The following is a 16,042-nucleotide window of genomic DNA, read 5'->3' as shown; positions in this document are numbered from 1 at the left end:
TTGCAACCCCGCGCCTCCCGAACTTTCCTGGGGAGGAAAGCCTGCCCGTCGAAGGTCCTGATGACCTTCGGCGGGCATTTTTTATCGGGAGGCTGGCGTGGATGTCGGCGCCGCCGCTTTCTCATCCGCCAGATGCCGCATCCAGCGCTGCCGCCCCCATTCGCTGATCAGCCGGTCGGCCCGCGCCTTGTCCGCGCCCTTCAAATCATCATAGCGCGCCCGGCGGTCGCGGTCGGAAAACCAGACCTCTTCGGTCGCAAAAATCATGGTGGTGAACTTCCCGCCCGGCTCGACCATGCCGATGGCGGCGGGCGTATCGACCGACCCGATATGCTGAAACACCGGCGCCTTCCGCTCGGGCGCGGGCGCGCCGCCCAAGGCTTGAAGCAGCACCGCACGCATATCTTTCAAGCCCAGCGGCGCATCGCTCGCCAGTCCCGGAACATTGATCACAAAGGGGATATGCGTCTGGGTCGGTTCGATCACATGGCCATGCCCCAGAAAGCCGTTTTCGAACAAAGCCTCGCCATGATCGCCCGTGACCATCAGCACCGTATCGTCCCAGACACCCAGCGCCTTCAGCCGCGCGATCACCGCTCCCACCTGTGCATCGGCATAGGCGACCGCATTCCAATAAGTGTCCTGCACCCGCCGCGCATTGGCGGCCTTGATCTGGCCGCGCGGCAACGGCTTGACGCCTAACAGGTCGGGAACATCGCGATGATGATAGGGGAAATGCGCCGACTGGAAGTTGAAATAGACGAAATGCGGCTTTTTCCATTGCGCCGCATCGCCCATGCGCTTCTCGAACTCGCGCAGTATCTTGCGCTCATCGACCAGCAACGATCCCTTGGCGGCAAAGCTGAATGCCCGCTCATGCTCCAGCGTTTCGGCATCGACATAGACGTCCGCAGCCTTTTGCATTCCGACAACCGCCGAAATATCACCAAAGCTTTCGGGCTGGCCTGAAAAAACCCCGATGCGATAGCCATTGGCCTTCAGGTCGCTGAACAGGGACCCATCGCCCACGCGCGGATCGAGCGCCCCCGAAAACAGGCTTTTCAGCGACGCAGTGGTAAAACCGACATGGCTATAGGCATAGGGAAACGCGCTGCCCGCGCGCGCCAAAGCCGCGACGTTGGGCGCCACCGCCTTTCCATTCACCCGCTTGGTGAGCAGGTCGGCGCGTGTGCTTTCCATGACGATCACGACCAGATGTTTGGGCCGCGGCGGCAATTGCGGTGCGGAAATCTTCGGATCCGCGCCAGTAAAGCGCAAATCGCCACCAAATCCGTCTTCATCGACGCCATTATCGGGTATATCGAGCGCCAGCGGGTGGCGCGACGCGTCAAACGGATGCCGGTCCACCTGCGGCGAAAACCAGCCATAACCGTCGCGGTCGAAATCGGTGACGTCGGCCAGCACCTTGTTCGCCAGCCCAAATCCCACCATACGGTCGAGCCCATAGCGAACATCGGGCATGCCTTTTGCGACCACCGCCACCGGCACCAGCAGCACAGCCGATATCGCAATCCACCATCCCCGCCACGCTCCGCGCGGCTTCACCGCATGTCCCTTGCGGCGCCGCAACCAGCGCAAGATTATCGCATAGAGGATCAGCGCTCCCGCTATGCCGATCAGCATCAACGCGCTTTCGCTGAGCGCGAACAGGAACGCATCGAGCAGGCTGCCGCCGCCCAGATTGCGGATAAGCTGGAAACTCACCGCATCGCTGAAATAGGATAAAAGCTGGAATTTCGCGATCAGCGCCGCCGCAAAGGCCGCCACGCCAAAAAAGAGCATATTGAAACGGAAAACCATCCGGTCATGCTCGCGCCCATGCAGCCAGCGCAGCAGCATATAGAAAAGGCCGAACAACAGCCCGTGGGCCAACAGGGCTCCCAGAAGGAACAAGCCGATTTCCATGGGCGTGTCCAATATATGCGATTGCCCATATCCTCCGCCAAAGATGGCGAATTTGCGCTCCACGAGCGCCAGCTCGAGCATCAGCGTCGCGATCGCGGCAAATGCCAGCGTCGCCAGGTCCCGTCCCTCACCCTTTGTCATGTCTTTGTCATAAAAGGACGACAGTTAATTGGCCATTAAATGCGAAAATTGCGGGCTTCTTATCCATGGAGCGACCAAAAGGCCGCCCTTGCCATGCCCTCCCTCTCATGTTTATGATGCACCGCACAACAAAACCAAATTCACCTAAAGCCTCCCGGATCGATGAACGACACGCGACTGAAATTAATGGAAGCCATTGCCCGGAGGCGGATCGTCTCCACCCATTATAATGGGCAGGAAATGGCGCTGGCCCCGCACCAGATGTTCGAACGGCATGGTGCGCTGTTCGTCAGCGCGCTCAATCTCGGCAAGAATTTCCGATCCGAAGAGGAACGGCGCCTCGGCCATTTCAAACTCGACGGACTCGGCGAAACCATGGTGAAGGAAGAAGGCTTTGACCCTCTTCCTGATTTCCAGCCGGGCGCGCCCAGCGACAAGGATATTCTCCTCCTCGCCGTATAAGCGGAAAGGGCCCCGCCCCGCGATACGCGGGGGCGAGGCCCTTTGTTTGTCGAATCAGGCGTCGCTGCGTGCGCCCTCTTCCTTGCTCGTGCTCGCCAGCGACCAGATAATACCGCCCGCGATCAGGCCAAAGGTCACGCCCAGGCTGATCCACGGCGGGAATTTGCCGCCGCCCAGCACAAAATCGGCGATGAAAATCTTGGATCCGATAAACACCAGCACCAGCGCCAGCGCATATTTGAGATAATGGAAGCGATGCACCATCGCCGCCAGCGCGAAATAAAGCGCGCGCAGGCCCAATATCGCCATTATATTCGACGTATAGACGATGAAGCTGTCGGTAGTGATCGCCAAAATGGCGGGCACGCTATCGACCGCGAACACCAGGTCGGCGAGATTGATCACGACCAGCGCGAGGAACAGCGGGGTCGCCGCCAGTGCGATCTTCCCCGTCCGCGCATCGGCCACGCGGACAAAGAATTTCTCGCCATGAAGCTCCGACGTGATCGGAATATGGCGTGACAGCCATTTGACCACCGGATTGCCCGCGACATCCATCGGCTTTTCATCGGCGAACAGCATCTTGATCCCGGTAAAGATCAGGAAGGCCGCGAAAATATAGAGCACCCAGCCATATTCGCTGACCAGCGCCACGCCGCCTGCGATCATCAGCCCGCGCAGCACGATCACCGCGATAATGCCCCACAGCAGGGCGCGATATTGAAAGCGCGGCGGAATGGCAAAAGTCGCGAAAATAAGCGAAATGACGAAGATATTGTCGATCGACAGCGCTTTTTCGATGAAGAAGCCGGTATAATATTGAAGCCCGGCCTCCCCGCCCTTCTCGGCCCAGATCCACGCGCCAAAGGCGAGCGCAATGCCGATATAAAGGGCGGAAAGCTTCAAACTCTCGCCTATCCCCATCTCCTTGTTTTCCTTGTTCAGGAAACCAAGGTCAAAGGCGGTCAGCCCGGCAACCAATATCAGGAAGACCAGCCAGAACCAGGCAGGGGTCCCGAGCCAGTCGGTAAACAGAAATTCCATAGGATCAGATCCCGTTACAAGACACGCCCCGCCTCAGGCGGCAGGGACGTAGTGAGTTGAATGTTGGGGGTGAAACCGGCCGCAAAACGTCGCCAGCGGCCCTGCGCTCACCCAAAGGCGGGCGAACGCATCGAGCGGTGAAGCCGTTCTTTCACCCGCTGCTTCAAATGGCGCAGCCGCAGCAGGCGCAGCGGATCGGCGCCGCGCCGCCGCATTTCGCGCCGCAGGGCTTCATCGATACGGCGATGCCATTCGGTCAAACGATAAATTTTGCTATTCAAGGACATAGGGCCTCCTGTTTTGAGCATGCTCAAGAAACAGGTGACGCCGATGCCGGGGCCCATCAGGGGGGAGAGGTCGGCCGCCATGCATCGGTGTCACCCGATGCGGTCCGACATCACACAGACGGATAATAACCCGCCCACGCCAGAGGGGCCCGGCCCGCACTTGGCGCATTTAGGGTGCCGCCCTCCGACTTTCAAGAGGCGGAAATCATCACACTGAAAGGAAGTCATCGAAACCGAATTTTCCGCTTCCGCCCTGTCGCAGGAGGCGGCGCAAAAAAGGCATCCTGCCCCCCGCCTAACTGTTTCCGGTGCCCTATGCGGCGGCGATCAGTTTTTCACCATCAGCTTAAGCGTCATCCCTGCCAGTGCTTCGGTGGCGGTCGAAACCACCGCATTGGCATCGGGCGCCCAGAAAGGCGAATGGAGGCTGGGCAAAGGGCGGCCTTCCTTCTTCGCCGCTTCAACTTCATCGTGCGGAACGCCGCCGACCCAGATGATCAAGCTTTTGATATCCTTGTCTTCGCGGCCAAAGCGCCCGAAATCCTCGCCACCCATCACCGGCGGCAGCTTAACCACGCGTTGATCGCCAAAACGCCCTTTGAGATAGCCTGCCATCTCTTCTGTAAATTCAGGGCTGTTATAGGTGGCGGGCGTATATTGATTGCGGTCGATCGTGACGACCGGCATCTTGTCTTCGGGCATTCCCGCGGCAATTGCCTCACCCTTCGCAATGCGGGCAATCCCGTCGAGCAAATGGTCGCGCACCTCGTCGGTATAACTGCGCACCGTCAGTTGGAGCCGCGCCTCGTCCGAGATGATATTATGCTTCGCGCCCGCGTGGAAACTTCCCACGGTCACCACCGCGCTGTCGAGCGGGCTGATCTCGCGCGACACCAGCGTCTGCAGCGAACCAACAATACGGCTGGCCAGCACGATCGGGTCCTTCGCGGTCTGCGGATAAGCGCCATGCCCGCCCACGCCCTTCACGCTGATATCGACGCTGTCAACATTGGCGAGCGCATAGCCCGGGGTATAGCCAATCATCCCGGCCGGAAATTGCGCCGCATCGTGAAAGGCGAGCACATATTCGGGCTTGGGAAAACGCTCATACAGTCCGTCTTCCAACATCATCCGCGCGCCCGCACCGCGCTCTTCGGCGGGTTGGCCGATCATCACCAGCGTCCCCGACCATTTATCCTTGTTCGCCGCCATCAGCCGCGCCACGCCGACCCACGCGGTCATATGCGTGTCATGCCCGCAAGCATGCATCACGCCGGTTTCCACCCCCTCATCGGTCGTAACCCGTACTTTCGACGCGATGGGCAGGCCGGTCTGCTCGGTCACCGGCAGGCCGTCCATATCGGCGCGCACCATCACCACGGGGCCAGCGCCATTTTTCATCACCGCGACGACCCCGGTGCCGCCGACTTTCTCGGTGACGTTAAAGCCCAATTTGCGGGCCTCCGCGGCCAATATGCCTGCCGACCGCACTTCCATAAAGCTGAGTTCGGGATTGGCGTGAAGATCGTCATAAATCTTCATCAATGACGGCATCTGACTTTTGACCTGTTCGTCAATGCCCTGCGCCGCGACGGATGCCTGCGCCAGGGCAATCGCCGCTCCACCAATCCACAAAAACCGCATCATCTTTTCCTTCACTTCAACCCGCTGGCACCAGCTCGATTACATCAAGCAGGGACTCATAGGCCGGTGCGGGTAGCACGAGCCGCCAGCGATTGTCGCCTACCCGTTCGATCAGCCCGGCCATATCGCGCATCCGGTCGCTGCCATAATTGAGCGGAATCGTCTCGTCGCCCAGTTCCAGCGTGCCGAGGAAAATCTGGCGCTTGAGATTGTCCGGAAACACCGTCCCGACCGGCCTCTGCGACCCGGACAATTTCGTCAGGCTGGAAACCAGCTGCTTTGCCGTCACGCGGCAACGGAACCAGTCATAGGCGATATAGCCCAGCGCGCTGCGCCCCTTGGCTCCGACCTTGATGGTGCGGCAAAGATAATCGCCCGCGGGCAATTCGGGGCCGGGAAGCGCAGCTAACGGCTGCAACAACACCCCTTCCGCCGCAATCTCCGCGCCATGCCCTTTGGCCCGCGCATCGGCGAGCGCCGCCTGCCAGCTTCGATACCAGCCCCTTATGCGCGCCTTGTCAGCGTCGGTCGCCGTCGCGCGCCAGCTTCCCGGGGGCGCTTCGTCCGCTGCAGAGGCGGGTATGGACGGTACGGTCTCGCACCCCGCCAGCAGCAGCCCTGCCGCCAATATCAATGTCTTACCGAACTTCATTGCATTGCCCCCAATCCCTTCATTCGCCATTAACCATAAAGGTGGGTGGGGCAATGCTCAAGGGCAACGCCAAGGAAATGGCGGCGCTGCAAAACAGCTTTTAATGTGCGGTCCACCCGCCATCGACGCTCAAATTGGCGCCGGTGATATTCGCCGCCTCGTCGCGACAAAGAAAAGTGGCCAGCGCTGCGACCTGTTCGACGGTGACAAATTCCTTGGTCGGCTGGCTGGCGAGCAGCACATCGTCGATCACCTGTTCGCGCGTCATCCCGCGCGCCTTCATCGTGTCCGGAATCTGATTTTCCACCAGCGGCGTCCAGACATAACCGGGGCTGATGCAATTGACGGTGATCCCGGCATCGGCCACTTCCAGCGCGACCGTTTTCGTCAGCCCCGCAAGCCCGTGCTTGGCCGCGACATAGGCCGATTTGAACGGCGAGGCGACGAGCGAATGCGCCGATGCTGTGCCGATGATCCGCCCCCAGCCCTTTTTCCGCATCGTCGGAACCGCATGGCGAATGGTATGAAAGGCCGAGGTCAAATTGAGCGACAGGATCAGGTCCCATTTCTCGGGCGGAAAATCCTCGATCGGCGACACAAATTGCGTGCCGGCATTATTGACCAATATGTCCACCCCGCCAAAATCGGCCTCGGCGCGCAAAAACATGTCAGCAATCGCCTCGGCCTTGGTCAGATCGGCGCTGTCATAGATCGCCTTCGCTCCGCTCAATTCTTCCAGCGCCTGGCGCTCCTTCTCGATCGCGTCCGCTTCGCCGAAACCATTGATGATCACCTGCGCGCCTTCGGCGGCAAACGCCTTGGCCAGCCCCAGCCCGATGCCCGACGTCGACCCGGTAACAAGCGCGGTTTTTCCCTTGAGAAACATCTTTTATCCTTTCGCCCATGGGGGATTTTCAGGCTGACTCCTCATCAGCCTTGGCGTGCAGCGCATCGGAATGCACGGCAAAACTTTCCGAACGGCCCTCGGCGATGCTCTGGGCCAGCAATTGCCCGTCCTTCATTGCCGCCTCGACCGCCGCGCGTCCCTGCGCCCAGTTCACCTCGACCGTCGAACGGGAAAATTCGAAATCGCGCGCGCCGGTCTGCCATATGGTCGGCTCATGGATCAGCTGCACGACATTCAGTGCCTGGGCATCGACCATTTTGCGCACAGCCTTCGCTTCCATGCTCTCGGCCAGATCACCGGGCAGCTTGTCGAGCAGGCGGGTGATCAGCCGATGTTCCTTGCGTCGCCGCACCAGCCCGTCGGATATGCGCCGCGTCCGGCTGGAATAGCGAATATCCTTCTCGCGCGACCAGGCCTCTTCCAGATCATGCGGCCGCGCCCCGCGCGCCGGGAACAGGTCGACCTGAAAGGCGAGCATGTCGCGATCCGCCGCGGCCACCACATGTTCCAGCGGCGTATTCGAGACCAGCCCGCCGTCCCAATACCAGTGGCCGTCGATCTCGACCGGGGGCAATCCGGGCGGCAAGGCCCCTGACGCCATGATATGCCGCGCGTCAATCCGCTCCTTTTTCGTATCGAAATAGCGGAAATTCCCCGTTTCGACCGCGACCGCACCGACCGACAGCCGCATCGCGCCGTTGTTGAGCCGGTCCCAATCGACCAGCCGGTCCAAGGTGGCGGCCAAAGGCGCTGTATCATAAAGGCTCACCGCCGCCGGCGTCTGCCGCGCCGCAAATGCAGGCGGCGGCCATCGCGGAATGAAAAAGCCCGGCACGCCAAAGGTTGCGACATGGGCGGCCGCCCCCAGATGCGTCCATTCGCGGATCAGGTCATTGTCGACCGTCGGCAACGCGGGCAGCGCCGATGATATCTCGTTCCAGAATTCGCGCAGCTTCGCGGGCGCGCTTTCGCGGTCATTGCCCGCGATAATCGCCGCATTCACCGCGCCGATGGAAATGCCCGCGACCCAATCGAGCTCAATGCCCAATTCGATCAACGCCTCATAAACCCCCGCCTGATAGGATCCGAGCGCGCCGCCGCCTTGCAACACCAGCACGACCAGATCGGGCAGTGGCAGCGCGGCTTTCGTCGTGCGTCGTGGCATGGGTGTGATCCTTCACCAGGGGACGAAAGGAACAGGAATTGTGCACCGCAGCAAAGTTTTTTGCAAGGTGCGAAGCGAGTAAAGCCTCTTTCAATAATTGCATGCGACTGTCAAAAGATGGGGTCTTCGCCCCATAGGGTCCTGACCCTGAGCTTTGGAGAAACAGGATGCGCCTCGACGATTATGATCCCGGCGACGATATTCGCGACCTCGGGCGCGGCGGCGGGGGAGGCTTTGGCGGTTTCGGCGGCGGCGGCGGCCTGGGCAACATCCTCTTCGCCTTTCTTCCCATGCTTCTCGGGCGAAAAATGGGCTGCGGGACGATCCTGCTCCTCGGCGCGGCGGCTTTCTTTCTCCTTGGCCCCGGCTCGCAAATGCTCAGCCTCGGCGGCGGCAGCGTCGCCCCGGCGGGCAACAGCCAAAGCGCACAGGGCGTCCCCTGCGACACTCAGGCCGAACGCTTTGCCTGCAATGTCTTCGGCTCGACCCATCAAGTCTGGGAATCGCTGATCAGCGGCTATGAGAAACCAACGCTCAATTTCTTCGACAAACAGAACAGCTCAGACTGCGGCGCGGCGCAGGCGGCAATGGGCCCCTTCTACTGCCCCGCCGATCAGGGCGTCTATCTGGACACCAGTTTCTTCCGCGAACTGGAAACCAAATTCGGCGCAGCGGGCGATGCGGCGCAGGCCTATGTCGTCGCGCATGAGGTCGGCCACCATATCCAGACGATCAGCGGCATTTCGGATCAGGTCCGCCGCGCGCAAGGCCGCGCTTCGCAGGCCGAGGGCAATGCGCTGCAGGTCCGCATGGAATTGCAGGCCGACTGCTACGCCGGCGTCTGGGCCGCTCGCGCGCGCAACAGCGCGGGCCAGCCGGTGATGGAGCCGGGCGATATGGAAGAAGCGATGCGCGCCGCCAACGCCATTGGCGACGATACGCTGATGCGCTCCGCCGGGCGCCGCCCCGTCCCCGAAAGCTTCACCCATGGCACCAGCCAGCAGCGCATGACCTGGCTGCGCCGCGGGCTCGAAACCGGCGATCCGCGCCAGTGCAATGCTTTCGAGGCTCAGATTTAACGCCTGAACGGGCGAAGAAAAGGCGCCCGCCGCGCCTTCCGGGCTTGATCATGGCCGGAGGCGCGGTAGAGAGTTGTTGCATGCGTAACCTTCTCATGCTCAGCGCCGCTGCGCTCACCGCCCTCCCCCTTTCCGTTCAGGCCCGCCCGATGACGGCGGAAGATCTTGCGACGATGAACCGCGTCGGTGCCCCCGCCGCCTCAGCCGACGGGCGCTGGATCGCCTATCCGATGACCGAAACGACGGGCGAGGATTACAAGCGCTCGACCGGCCTCTGGCTCATCGACCGCAAGACGGCAAAGGCAGCCCCGGTCCGCATCGCCGACATGCCCGGCCACAGCGAAAGCGACCCCGCCTTTGGCCCCGATGGACAGCTTTATTTCCTTTCGGGCGCCTCGGGCAGCAGCCAGGTCTGGCGCATCGACCCCGCCAAGGGCGGCGCCCCGGCACAGGTCACCGACACAAAGGCCGATGTCAGCGGCTTCAAGATTTCGCCCGATGGCAAGCGCCTCCTTGCCTGGGGCGACATCCCCCGCGAATGCACCGATTTCGGCTGCGAAGCAAAGGACAAGGGCGAACTCCCCGGCCCCGGCACGGGCCGCCATTACAAAGATGGCGCGGGCTTTGTTCGCCATTGGGACAGCTGGGAAACGCCCGGCACCTACAGCCGCCCCTTCGTCTTCAACCTTGATAAGGGCAAGGCTGGCGTCGCGCGCCCGCTCGACGCCGGGCTGATCGGCGACACCCCGTCCAAACCCTTTGGCGGCGGCGAGGAGCTGGCGTGGGGCCCCGACAGCCGCACCATCTATTTCACGCTGCGCAAGGCCGACAAGGATGAGCCGCGCTCGACCAATCTCGACATTTATCGCACCCTCGTCGATGCGCGCATGCCGCCAGTCAATCTGACCGAGGCGAACAAGGCGACCGACACGCTGCCCACCCCGTCGCCCGACGGCAAATGGCTTGCCTATGCCGCAATGGCGCGTCCCACTTACGAGGCCGACCGCCTCGTCCTGATGCTCCGCAATCTCGAAAGCGGCGAAACGCGCAAGCTCACCGAAGGCTGGGACCGTTCGGTCGGCTCGATCGCCTGGGCCCCCGACGGCAAATCCCTTTATGTCACCGCGCAGGATGTGCTCGATCATCCGATGTTCCGCGTCGATGTTGCCAGCGGCAAGGTCGAACGGATCAAGGCGACGAACGAAAAATGGGAAGGCAATATCGGCGCGGTTACCGCGCTTCCCGATGGCGCCCTTCTCTATTCACGCAACAGTGTATCGGTCCCCACCGACCTCTGGCTGCGCGATGCCAAAGGGCAGATCACGCGCCTGACTAACGCCAACCGCGACCGGCTGGCCGAGATCGACCCGGTCACCGTCGAGCGGCTGCAGTTTTCCGGCGCCAATGGCGACAAGGTCTGGGGCCAGATCGTCAAGCCTGCCAAGGCGATAGGCAAGCTCCCCGTCGCCTTCCTCGTTCATGGCGGCCCGCAGGGCAGCTTTGGCAACAGCTGGTCCACCCGCTGGAACCCGCGCCTCTTCTCCGCCCCCGGCTATGCCGCAGTGATGATCGATTTTCACGGCTCGACGGGCTATGGGCAGGCCTTCACCGACAGCATCAACAAGGATTGGGGCGGCAAACCGCTCGTCGACCTCAAACTAGGTCTTGCCGCCGCGGGCAAGCAGGATCCGGGCATCGACATCCACAATGCCTGCGCGCTCGGCGGCTCCTATGGCGGCTATATGATGAACTGGATTGCGGGCAATTGGCCCGACGGCTTCAAATGCCTCGTCAATCATGCCGGCGTCTTCGACCTGCGCGCCATGGCCTTCGAAACCGAGGAATTGTGGTTCGACGAATGGGATCATGGCGGCCCCTGGTGGGAACGCAGCGACGCGGAAAAATGGAATCCCGTCAATCATGTGACCAACTGGAAAACGCCGATGCTGCTGATCCACGGCGAAAAGGATTTCCGCATCCCCTACACCCAAAGCCTCGCTGCCTTCACCGCGCTCCAGCGGCAGGGTATCAAGGGCGAATTGCTCATCTACCCCGATGAAAATCACTGGGTGCTCAAGGGCAAGAACAGCGTCCAATGGTATCGCACCGTCTTCGACTGGCTGGGCGCACATCTGAAGAAATAACCGCCCCCCCCCCCGCTGCACTCGCCACCCGGACTTGATCCGGGTTCCACGACCGCGCCGCCGCCGCCGCCCCGTTCGCATCGAGCGAAGTCGAGATGCCCATCATTGGCGCTTGCCTTCGCGGTGTCTCGACTTCGGCTAAAGGCCCAAGTTCATCCCGAGCGCCTGCCAAGGCAGTCGAAGGGCTCGACACGAACGGAACGCGCACGACGACCATTCCCCCTTGCCGCGCCGCAGCGTGGCTGGCAAAGCGCGCCCGCTATGCCAATGGAAAAAACCTTCGACCCCGCCTCCATCGAGGCGAAATGGGCCCATATCTGGGAAAGCCGCGGCCTGTTCCGCCCGCACCGCCCCGACGCGCAGCCTTTCACCATCGTCAACCCGCCGCCCAATGTCACCGGCGCGCTGCATATCGGCCATGCGCTCGACAATACATTGCAGGATGTTCTCGTCCGCTACGAACGGCTGCGCGGCAAGGATGCGCTGTGGGTCGTCGGCACCGACCATGCAGGCATCGCCACCCAGATGGTCGTCGAGCGCCAGCTCGAAGCGAAGGGTGAGAAGCGGGTGCATTTCACCCGCGACGCGTTCGTCGACAAGGTATGGGAATGGAAGGCCGAAAGCGGCGGCCAAATCACCGGCCAGCTTCGCCGCCTCGGCTGCTCGATGGACTGGTCGCGCGAGCAGTTCACCATGGACCCGCATTTCACCAAGGCGGTGGTGAAGGTCTTTGTCGATCTCCACAAGCAGGGCCTCATCTACCGCGACAAGCGGCTCGTAAACTGGGACCCGGCGCTCAAAACCGCCATTTCGGACCTCGAAGTCGAAACGCGCGAGGTTCAGGGCAGCTTCTGGCACTTTAAATATCCGCTCGCCGATGGCGTGACCCTCGACGATGGCCGCGACTATATCGAAGTTGCGACCACCCGTCCCGAAACCATGCTTGCCGATATGGCGGTCGCGGTTCATCCCGATGATGATCGCTATAAAAGCGTCATCGGCAAGTTCGTCGAACTGCCCATCACCGGGCGCCGCGTCCCCATCATTGCCGACGAACATGCCGACCCCGAGCTCGGCAGCGGCGCGGTGAAGATCACGCCGGGGCATGATTTCAACGACTTTGAAGTTGGCAAACGCGCCGGTTTCAAGGCGAGCGAAATGCTCAACATGCTCGACGGCGACGCCAACGTCATCCAGACCGCTGACGGCCTGATTCCGGACGAGTTTCTGGGCCTCCACCGCTTCAAGCACGGCGACACGGACGGCGCGCGCGAACTGGTCGTCGCGCGGATGAAAGAAGGCGGCTTCCTGATCCCGCATGTCGACAAGGACGGCAACGAACATGACGCCGAACCCCGCACCATCCAGACCCCCTTTGGCGACCGCGGCGGCGTGGTCATCGAGCCCTGGCTGACCGACCAATGGTATGTCGACGCCGAAAAGCTCGCACAGGCTCCGCTTCAGGCCGTACGCAACGGCGACATCAATATCGTCCCCAAGACATGGGAAAAAACCTTCTTCAACTGGATGGAAAATATCCAGCCCTGGTGCGTCTCCCGCCAGCTTTGGTGGGGGCACCGGATTCCGGCGTGGTACGCCGAAGACGGGCGCATTTTCGTCGCTGAAAGCGAAGAAGAGGCGCAAGCGGAAGCAGGCGAAGGCGTCGCACTAACTCGCGACCCCGACGTCCTCGACACCTGGTTCTCCTCCGCTCTCTGGCCCTTCGCCACCCTTGGCTGGCCACAAGATGCTCCCCGTTCCGGGGAGGATTTGCTCGCCCGCCATTACCCCAATGACGTCCTCATCTCCGGCTTCGACATCCTCTTCTTCTGGGATGCGCGCATGGCGATGCAGGGGATGCATTTCATGCGCGACGAAAAGGGCAAGGGCATCCCGCCGTGGAAGACCCTCTATCTCCACGGTCTTGTCCGCGCGCCCGACGGCTCTAAAATGTCGAAATCAAAGGGCAATGTCGTCGATCCGCTTGGTCTCATCGACCAATATGGCGCCGATGCGCTGCGCTTTTTCATGGCCGCGATGGAAAGCCAGGGCCGCGATATCAAGATGGATGAGGCGCGCCTTGCAGGCTATCGCAATTTCGCGACTAAGCTGTGGAACGCCACCCGTTTCTGCCAGAGCAATGGCATTTCGGCCTCGACCAGCCTCGCCGCACCCTCTGCAACGCTGCCGCTCAACCGCTGGATCATCGGCGAAGTGGCCGACACCGTCGCCGCGCTCGACAAGGCGCTCGCCGCCTTCCGCTTCGACGAGGCCGCCAACGCCATTTACAGCTTCGCCTGGGACCGTTTCTGCGACTGGTATCTGGAACTGATCAAGCCCGTTCTTTCCCCCCTCCCGCCTGCAGGAGGGGTCGGGGGTGGGCCGGTTTCGGAACAGGCTGAAGGGGCTGAGGCCCTCGAAACCCGCGCCGTCGCCGGCTGGGTGCTCGACCAGATTCTGGTCATGCTCCACCCCTTCATGCCCTTCATCACTGAAGAGCTGTGGGCGAGCCTTGGCGAGCGCGACGCCTATCCGCTGATCACCGCCAAATGGCCCGAACCGCAGGCGACGCGCGATGCCGAGGCCAGCGCCGACATCAACTGGTTGATCAAGCTGGTCGGCGAATTGCGCGGGGCCAAGGCCGAGCTCGGCCTCCCCCCCGGCGCGCGCCTTGCCGCCCATTTCCCCGAAACGCTGAAAAATCGCGCCGACAAGCTCGCTGCGCAGCTCGACCGGCTCGCGCGGCTCGACAGCATCAGCTTCGATCCCGCGCCCGCCGGAGCGTCGGCGCAGCTGGTGGTCGAGGGCGAAACCATCACCGTCCCGCTCGAAGGTGTCATCGACCTCGCCGCCGAGCGCGAACGCCTGAGCAAGGCGCTTGCTGCCGCGACCAAGGAACGCGACAGCCTCGCCGCGCGCCTGTCGAACGCCAATTTCGTCGAACGTGCCAAACCCGAAGCGGTCGAAAAAGCGCGCGCCGACCATGAAGCCAAAGCCGCCGAAGCCGACCGCCTGACGGCGGCCCTCGCCCGGCTAAGCTGACAGGAACCGGCGCTTATCGCTGCGTGCCCCTCCCGGCGCGTGTCCCCCTCCGACGAACTGCATGGACCCCGGCGAAAGCCGGGGTCCACCGCCCCCATGCGCCGACATACAAGCCCGAAACCACCAAAGAGATCATCTCAAGTTCATTTAACCATCTCATAAACAACGCATATATAAACAGAAATGCGCCAAGCCCATGTTACGCTGCGTGGCACTTTCGCAAACATTGGCGCCATTCCACCGGCTTCGGCACCACAGCGCCGAACGCCGCCCGGCGAGCGACAAAGCGACGGCCTTTCGACCAAAAGGCCCGCCCCTTCGACTGGCGACCCCGCGCGCTCTGGTCAGCATCGGTCGCGGCATTTAAACGGGGAGAATGAATATGGGTTTGGCCAAGGCCGCGCTGCGCGAACAGCGCGCTAAAATGCTCGCGGCGGCGCCCGGCTGGCGCGCCTCGGACGCGCGCGTCAATCCGCGCGTCGCCATCGGCTCCATCTTCGCCATGTGGGTCATCTATTTCCTCACCACCACCGGCCTCGCGCTGCTCACCGGCGCGCCCGATCAATGGGCCTATGTCGGACGCCGCGCGCTGGTCGTGGTCGCGGGCATCTTGTGCACCTTCGTCCTCTATCAGCTTGTCCAGCGCGTCCAGCCGCAGGGCTTCGGCGCCCGCCTCGGCGTCGCCATGGGCGCGGCGGTGCCGCTGGTCATTATCTATGCCTGCATCAACCTGATGGTGTTTTTCTACTGGTTTCCCGCCCCCGACACGACCCGTATCATCGAAGAGGTGCAGGCGAAATTTCCTGTCGCGTGGGAAACCGTCCTCGTCGTCGACAGCTCGATCCGCTGGTATTTCTTCTTCGCCGTCTGGGCCGCCCTCTATGTCGCGCTCGGTTACGCCAATGAAATGCGCGCGGTTGAACGCCGCGCCAATCTCTTTCGCATGGAGGCAAAAAACGCGCAGCTTCGCGCGCTCCATTATCAGGTCAATCCGCATTTCCTCTTCAACACCCTCAACTCGCTCTCGACGCTTGTGCTGCGCGGGTCAAAGGCAGAGGCAGAGGCGATGATCATGAATCTCTCCTCCTTCTTGCGCTCCAGCCTTGCGATCGACCCCGAACAGCTGGTCAGTCTCGAAGAGGAAATCGCCCTCCAGCGGCTCTATCTCGACATCGAACAGGCGCGCTTCCCCGACCGGCTGCAGGTGGAGGTGAAAATGCCGCCCGATCTGCGTCATGCCTGCGTCCCGGTGCTGATCCTGCAGCCGATCATCGAAAATGCGATCAAATATGGCGTCGGGCCCAGCAAGGGGAAGATCGGCATCCGCCTCGACGCCCGCGCCGAACATGGCATGCTCGTGCTGCGTATCGAAAATGACATTGATGCCCATGCCCCCACGCCGCCCGCCGGAACCGGCCTCGGCCTCGGCAATGTGCGCGAGCGCTTGCTCACGCGCTATGGCCCGTCCGCAGGATGCGAATGGGGACAGCTGGACACGGGCGGCTTTTTCGTTTCTCTATGGTTGCCACTCAATAGAGACGGGTGCTGA

The 16,042-nt window shown here is 62.0% G+C and carries 12 protein-coding genes; 5 read left to right on the top strand and 7 right to left on the bottom strand.

Features of this window, described 5'->3' with window-relative positions:
* Positions 1 to 81: 81 nt before the first annotated feature.
* The gene (locus tag JV18_RS0101855; protein WP_033073195.1) at positions 82 to 2,067 is read right to left on the bottom strand and encodes a sulfatase-like hydrolase/transferase; all 1,986 of its coding nucleotides are present in this window, start codon (positions 2,065 to 2,067) and stop codon (positions 82 to 84) included.
* 162 nt (positions 2,068 to 2,229) lie between these two features.
* On the opposite strand from JV18_RS0101855, the gene JV18_RS0101850 reads away from it, so the two are divergent.
* Positions 2,230 to 2,529, top strand: coding sequence for a hypothetical protein (locus tag JV18_RS0101850; RefSeq protein ID WP_033073194.1), 300 nt, complete (start codon positions 2,230 to 2,232; stop codon positions 2,527 to 2,529).
* 54 nt (positions 2,530 to 2,583) lie between these two features.
* Here the strand turns inward: JV18_RS0101850 and JV18_RS0101845 are convergent, their stop codons facing one another.
* From JV18_RS0101845 to JV18_RS0101820, 6 genes are all read right to left on the bottom strand, one after another.
* Positions 2,584 to 3,573, bottom strand: a complete 990-nt coding sequence (locus JV18_RS0101845) for a TerC family protein (protein WP_033073193.1) — start codon at positions 3,571 to 3,573, stop codon at positions 2,584 to 2,586.
* 107 nt (positions 3,574 to 3,680) lie between these two features.
* Positions 3,681 to 3,854 (bottom strand): hypothetical protein, encoded by a 174-nt coding sequence (locus JV18_RS15465; RefSeq protein WP_200879062.1) that lies wholly within the window; start codon positions 3,852 to 3,854, stop codon positions 3,681 to 3,683.
* Between the two features lie 333 nt (positions 3,855 to 4,187).
* On the bottom strand, positions 4,188 to 5,507 hold the full coding sequence (locus JV18_RS0101835) for an amidohydrolase (RefSeq protein WP_033073191.1): 1,320 nt from the start codon (positions 5,505 to 5,507) through the stop codon (positions 4,188 to 4,190).
* Between the two features lie 13 nt (positions 5,508 to 5,520).
* A complete protein-coding gene (locus JV18_RS0101830) occupies positions 5,521 to 6,156 on the bottom strand; it encodes a DUF4893 domain-containing protein (protein WP_033074820.1) in 636 nt (211 codons plus the stop codon).
* 100 nt (positions 6,157 to 6,256) lie between these two features.
* Positions 6,257 to 7,042, bottom strand: coding sequence for a 3-hydroxybutyrate dehydrogenase (locus JV18_RS0101825; RefSeq protein WP_033073190.1), 786 nt, complete (start codon positions 7,040 to 7,042; stop codon positions 6,257 to 6,259).
* 28 nt (positions 7,043 to 7,070) lie between these two features.
* Positions 7,071 to 8,228: a patatin-like phospholipase family protein gene (locus JV18_RS0101820; RefSeq protein WP_033073189.1), complete on the bottom strand. Its 1,158-nt coding sequence runs from the start codon at positions 8,226 to 8,228 to the stop codon at positions 7,071 to 7,073.
* Positions 8,229 to 8,395: 167 nt separating this feature from the next.
* Between JV18_RS0101820 and ypfJ the strand changes: the two genes are divergently transcribed.
* The 4 genes from ypfJ (at position 8,396) to JV18_RS0101800 (ending at position 16,042) form a co-directional block, all read left to right on the top strand.
* On the top strand, positions 8,396 to 9,307 hold the full coding sequence (gene ypfJ, locus JV18_RS0101815; RefSeq protein ID WP_033073188.1) for a KPN_02809 family neutral zinc metallopeptidase: 912 nt from the start codon (positions 8,396 to 8,398) through the stop codon (positions 9,305 to 9,307).
* Positions 9,308 to 9,387: 80 nt separating this feature from the next.
* The gene (locus JV18_RS0101810) at positions 9,388 to 11,451 is read left to right on the top strand and encodes a S9 family peptidase (protein WP_033073187.1); all 2,064 of its coding nucleotides are present in this window, start codon (positions 9,388 to 9,390) and stop codon (positions 11,449 to 11,451) included.
* Between the two features lie 261 nt (positions 11,452 to 11,712).
* The gene (locus JV18_RS0101805; protein WP_033073186.1) at positions 11,713 to 14,493 is read left to right on the top strand and encodes a valine--tRNA ligase; all 2,781 of its coding nucleotides are present in this window, start codon (positions 11,713 to 11,715) and stop codon (positions 14,491 to 14,493) included.
* Between the two features lie 382 nt (positions 14,494 to 14,875).
* Positions 14,876 to 16,042: a sensor histidine kinase gene (locus JV18_RS0101800; protein ID WP_235302723.1), complete on the top strand. Its 1,167-nt coding sequence runs from the start codon at positions 14,876 to 14,878 to the stop codon at positions 16,040 to 16,042.

It is taken from the genome of Sphingopyxis sp. MWB1, from assembly GCF_000763945.1.
Classification (GTDB): domain Bacteria; phylum Pseudomonadota; class Alphaproteobacteria; order Sphingomonadales; family Sphingomonadaceae; genus Sphingopyxis.
This window is presented reverse-complemented; position numbering and strand designations above follow the sequence as displayed.

What these genes read in the sequence shown, in the direction of transcription:
- JV18_RS0101855 (WP_033073195.1), bottom strand. Translation starts at nt 2,067, where the DNA reads ATGACAAAGGGTGAGGGACGGGACCTGGCGACGCTGGCATTTGCCGCG.
- JV18_RS0101850 (WP_033073194.1), top strand. Translation starts at nt 2,230, where the DNA reads ATGAACGACACGCGACTGAAATTAATGGAAGCCATTGCCCGGAGGCGG.
- JV18_RS0101845 (WP_033073193.1), bottom strand. Translation starts at nt 3,573, where the DNA reads ATGGAATTTCTGTTTACCGACTGGCTCGGGACCCCTGCCTGGTTCTGG.
- JV18_RS0101835 (WP_033073191.1), bottom strand. Translation starts at nt 5,507, where the DNA reads ATGATGCGGTTTTTGTGGATTGGTGGAGCGGCGATTGCCCTGGCGCAG.
- JV18_RS0101830 (WP_033074820.1), bottom strand. Translation starts at nt 6,156, where the DNA reads ATGAAGTTCGGTAAGACATTGATATTGGCGGCAGGGCTGCTGCTGGCG.
- JV18_RS0101825 (WP_033073190.1), bottom strand. Translation starts at nt 7,042, where the DNA reads ATGTTTCTCAAGGGAAAAACCGCGCTTGTTACCGGGTCGACGTCGGGC.
- JV18_RS0101820 (WP_033073189.1), bottom strand. Translation starts at nt 8,228, where the DNA reads ATGCCACGACGCACGACGAAAGCCGCGCTGCCACTGCCCGATCTGGTC.
- ypfJ (WP_033073188.1), top strand. Translation starts at nt 8,396, where the DNA reads ATGCGCCTCGACGATTATGATCCCGGCGACGATATTCGCGACCTCGGG.
- JV18_RS0101810 (WP_033073187.1), top strand. Translation starts at nt 9,388, where the DNA reads ATGCGTAACCTTCTCATGCTCAGCGCCGCTGCGCTCACCGCCCTCCCC.
- JV18_RS0101805 (WP_033073186.1), top strand. Translation starts at nt 11,713, where the DNA reads ATGCCAATGGAAAAAACCTTCGACCCCGCCTCCATCGAGGCGAAATGG.
- JV18_RS0101800 (WP_235302723.1), top strand. Translation starts at nt 14,876, where the DNA reads ATGGGTTTGGCCAAGGCCGCGCTGCGCGAACAGCGCGCTAAAATGCTC.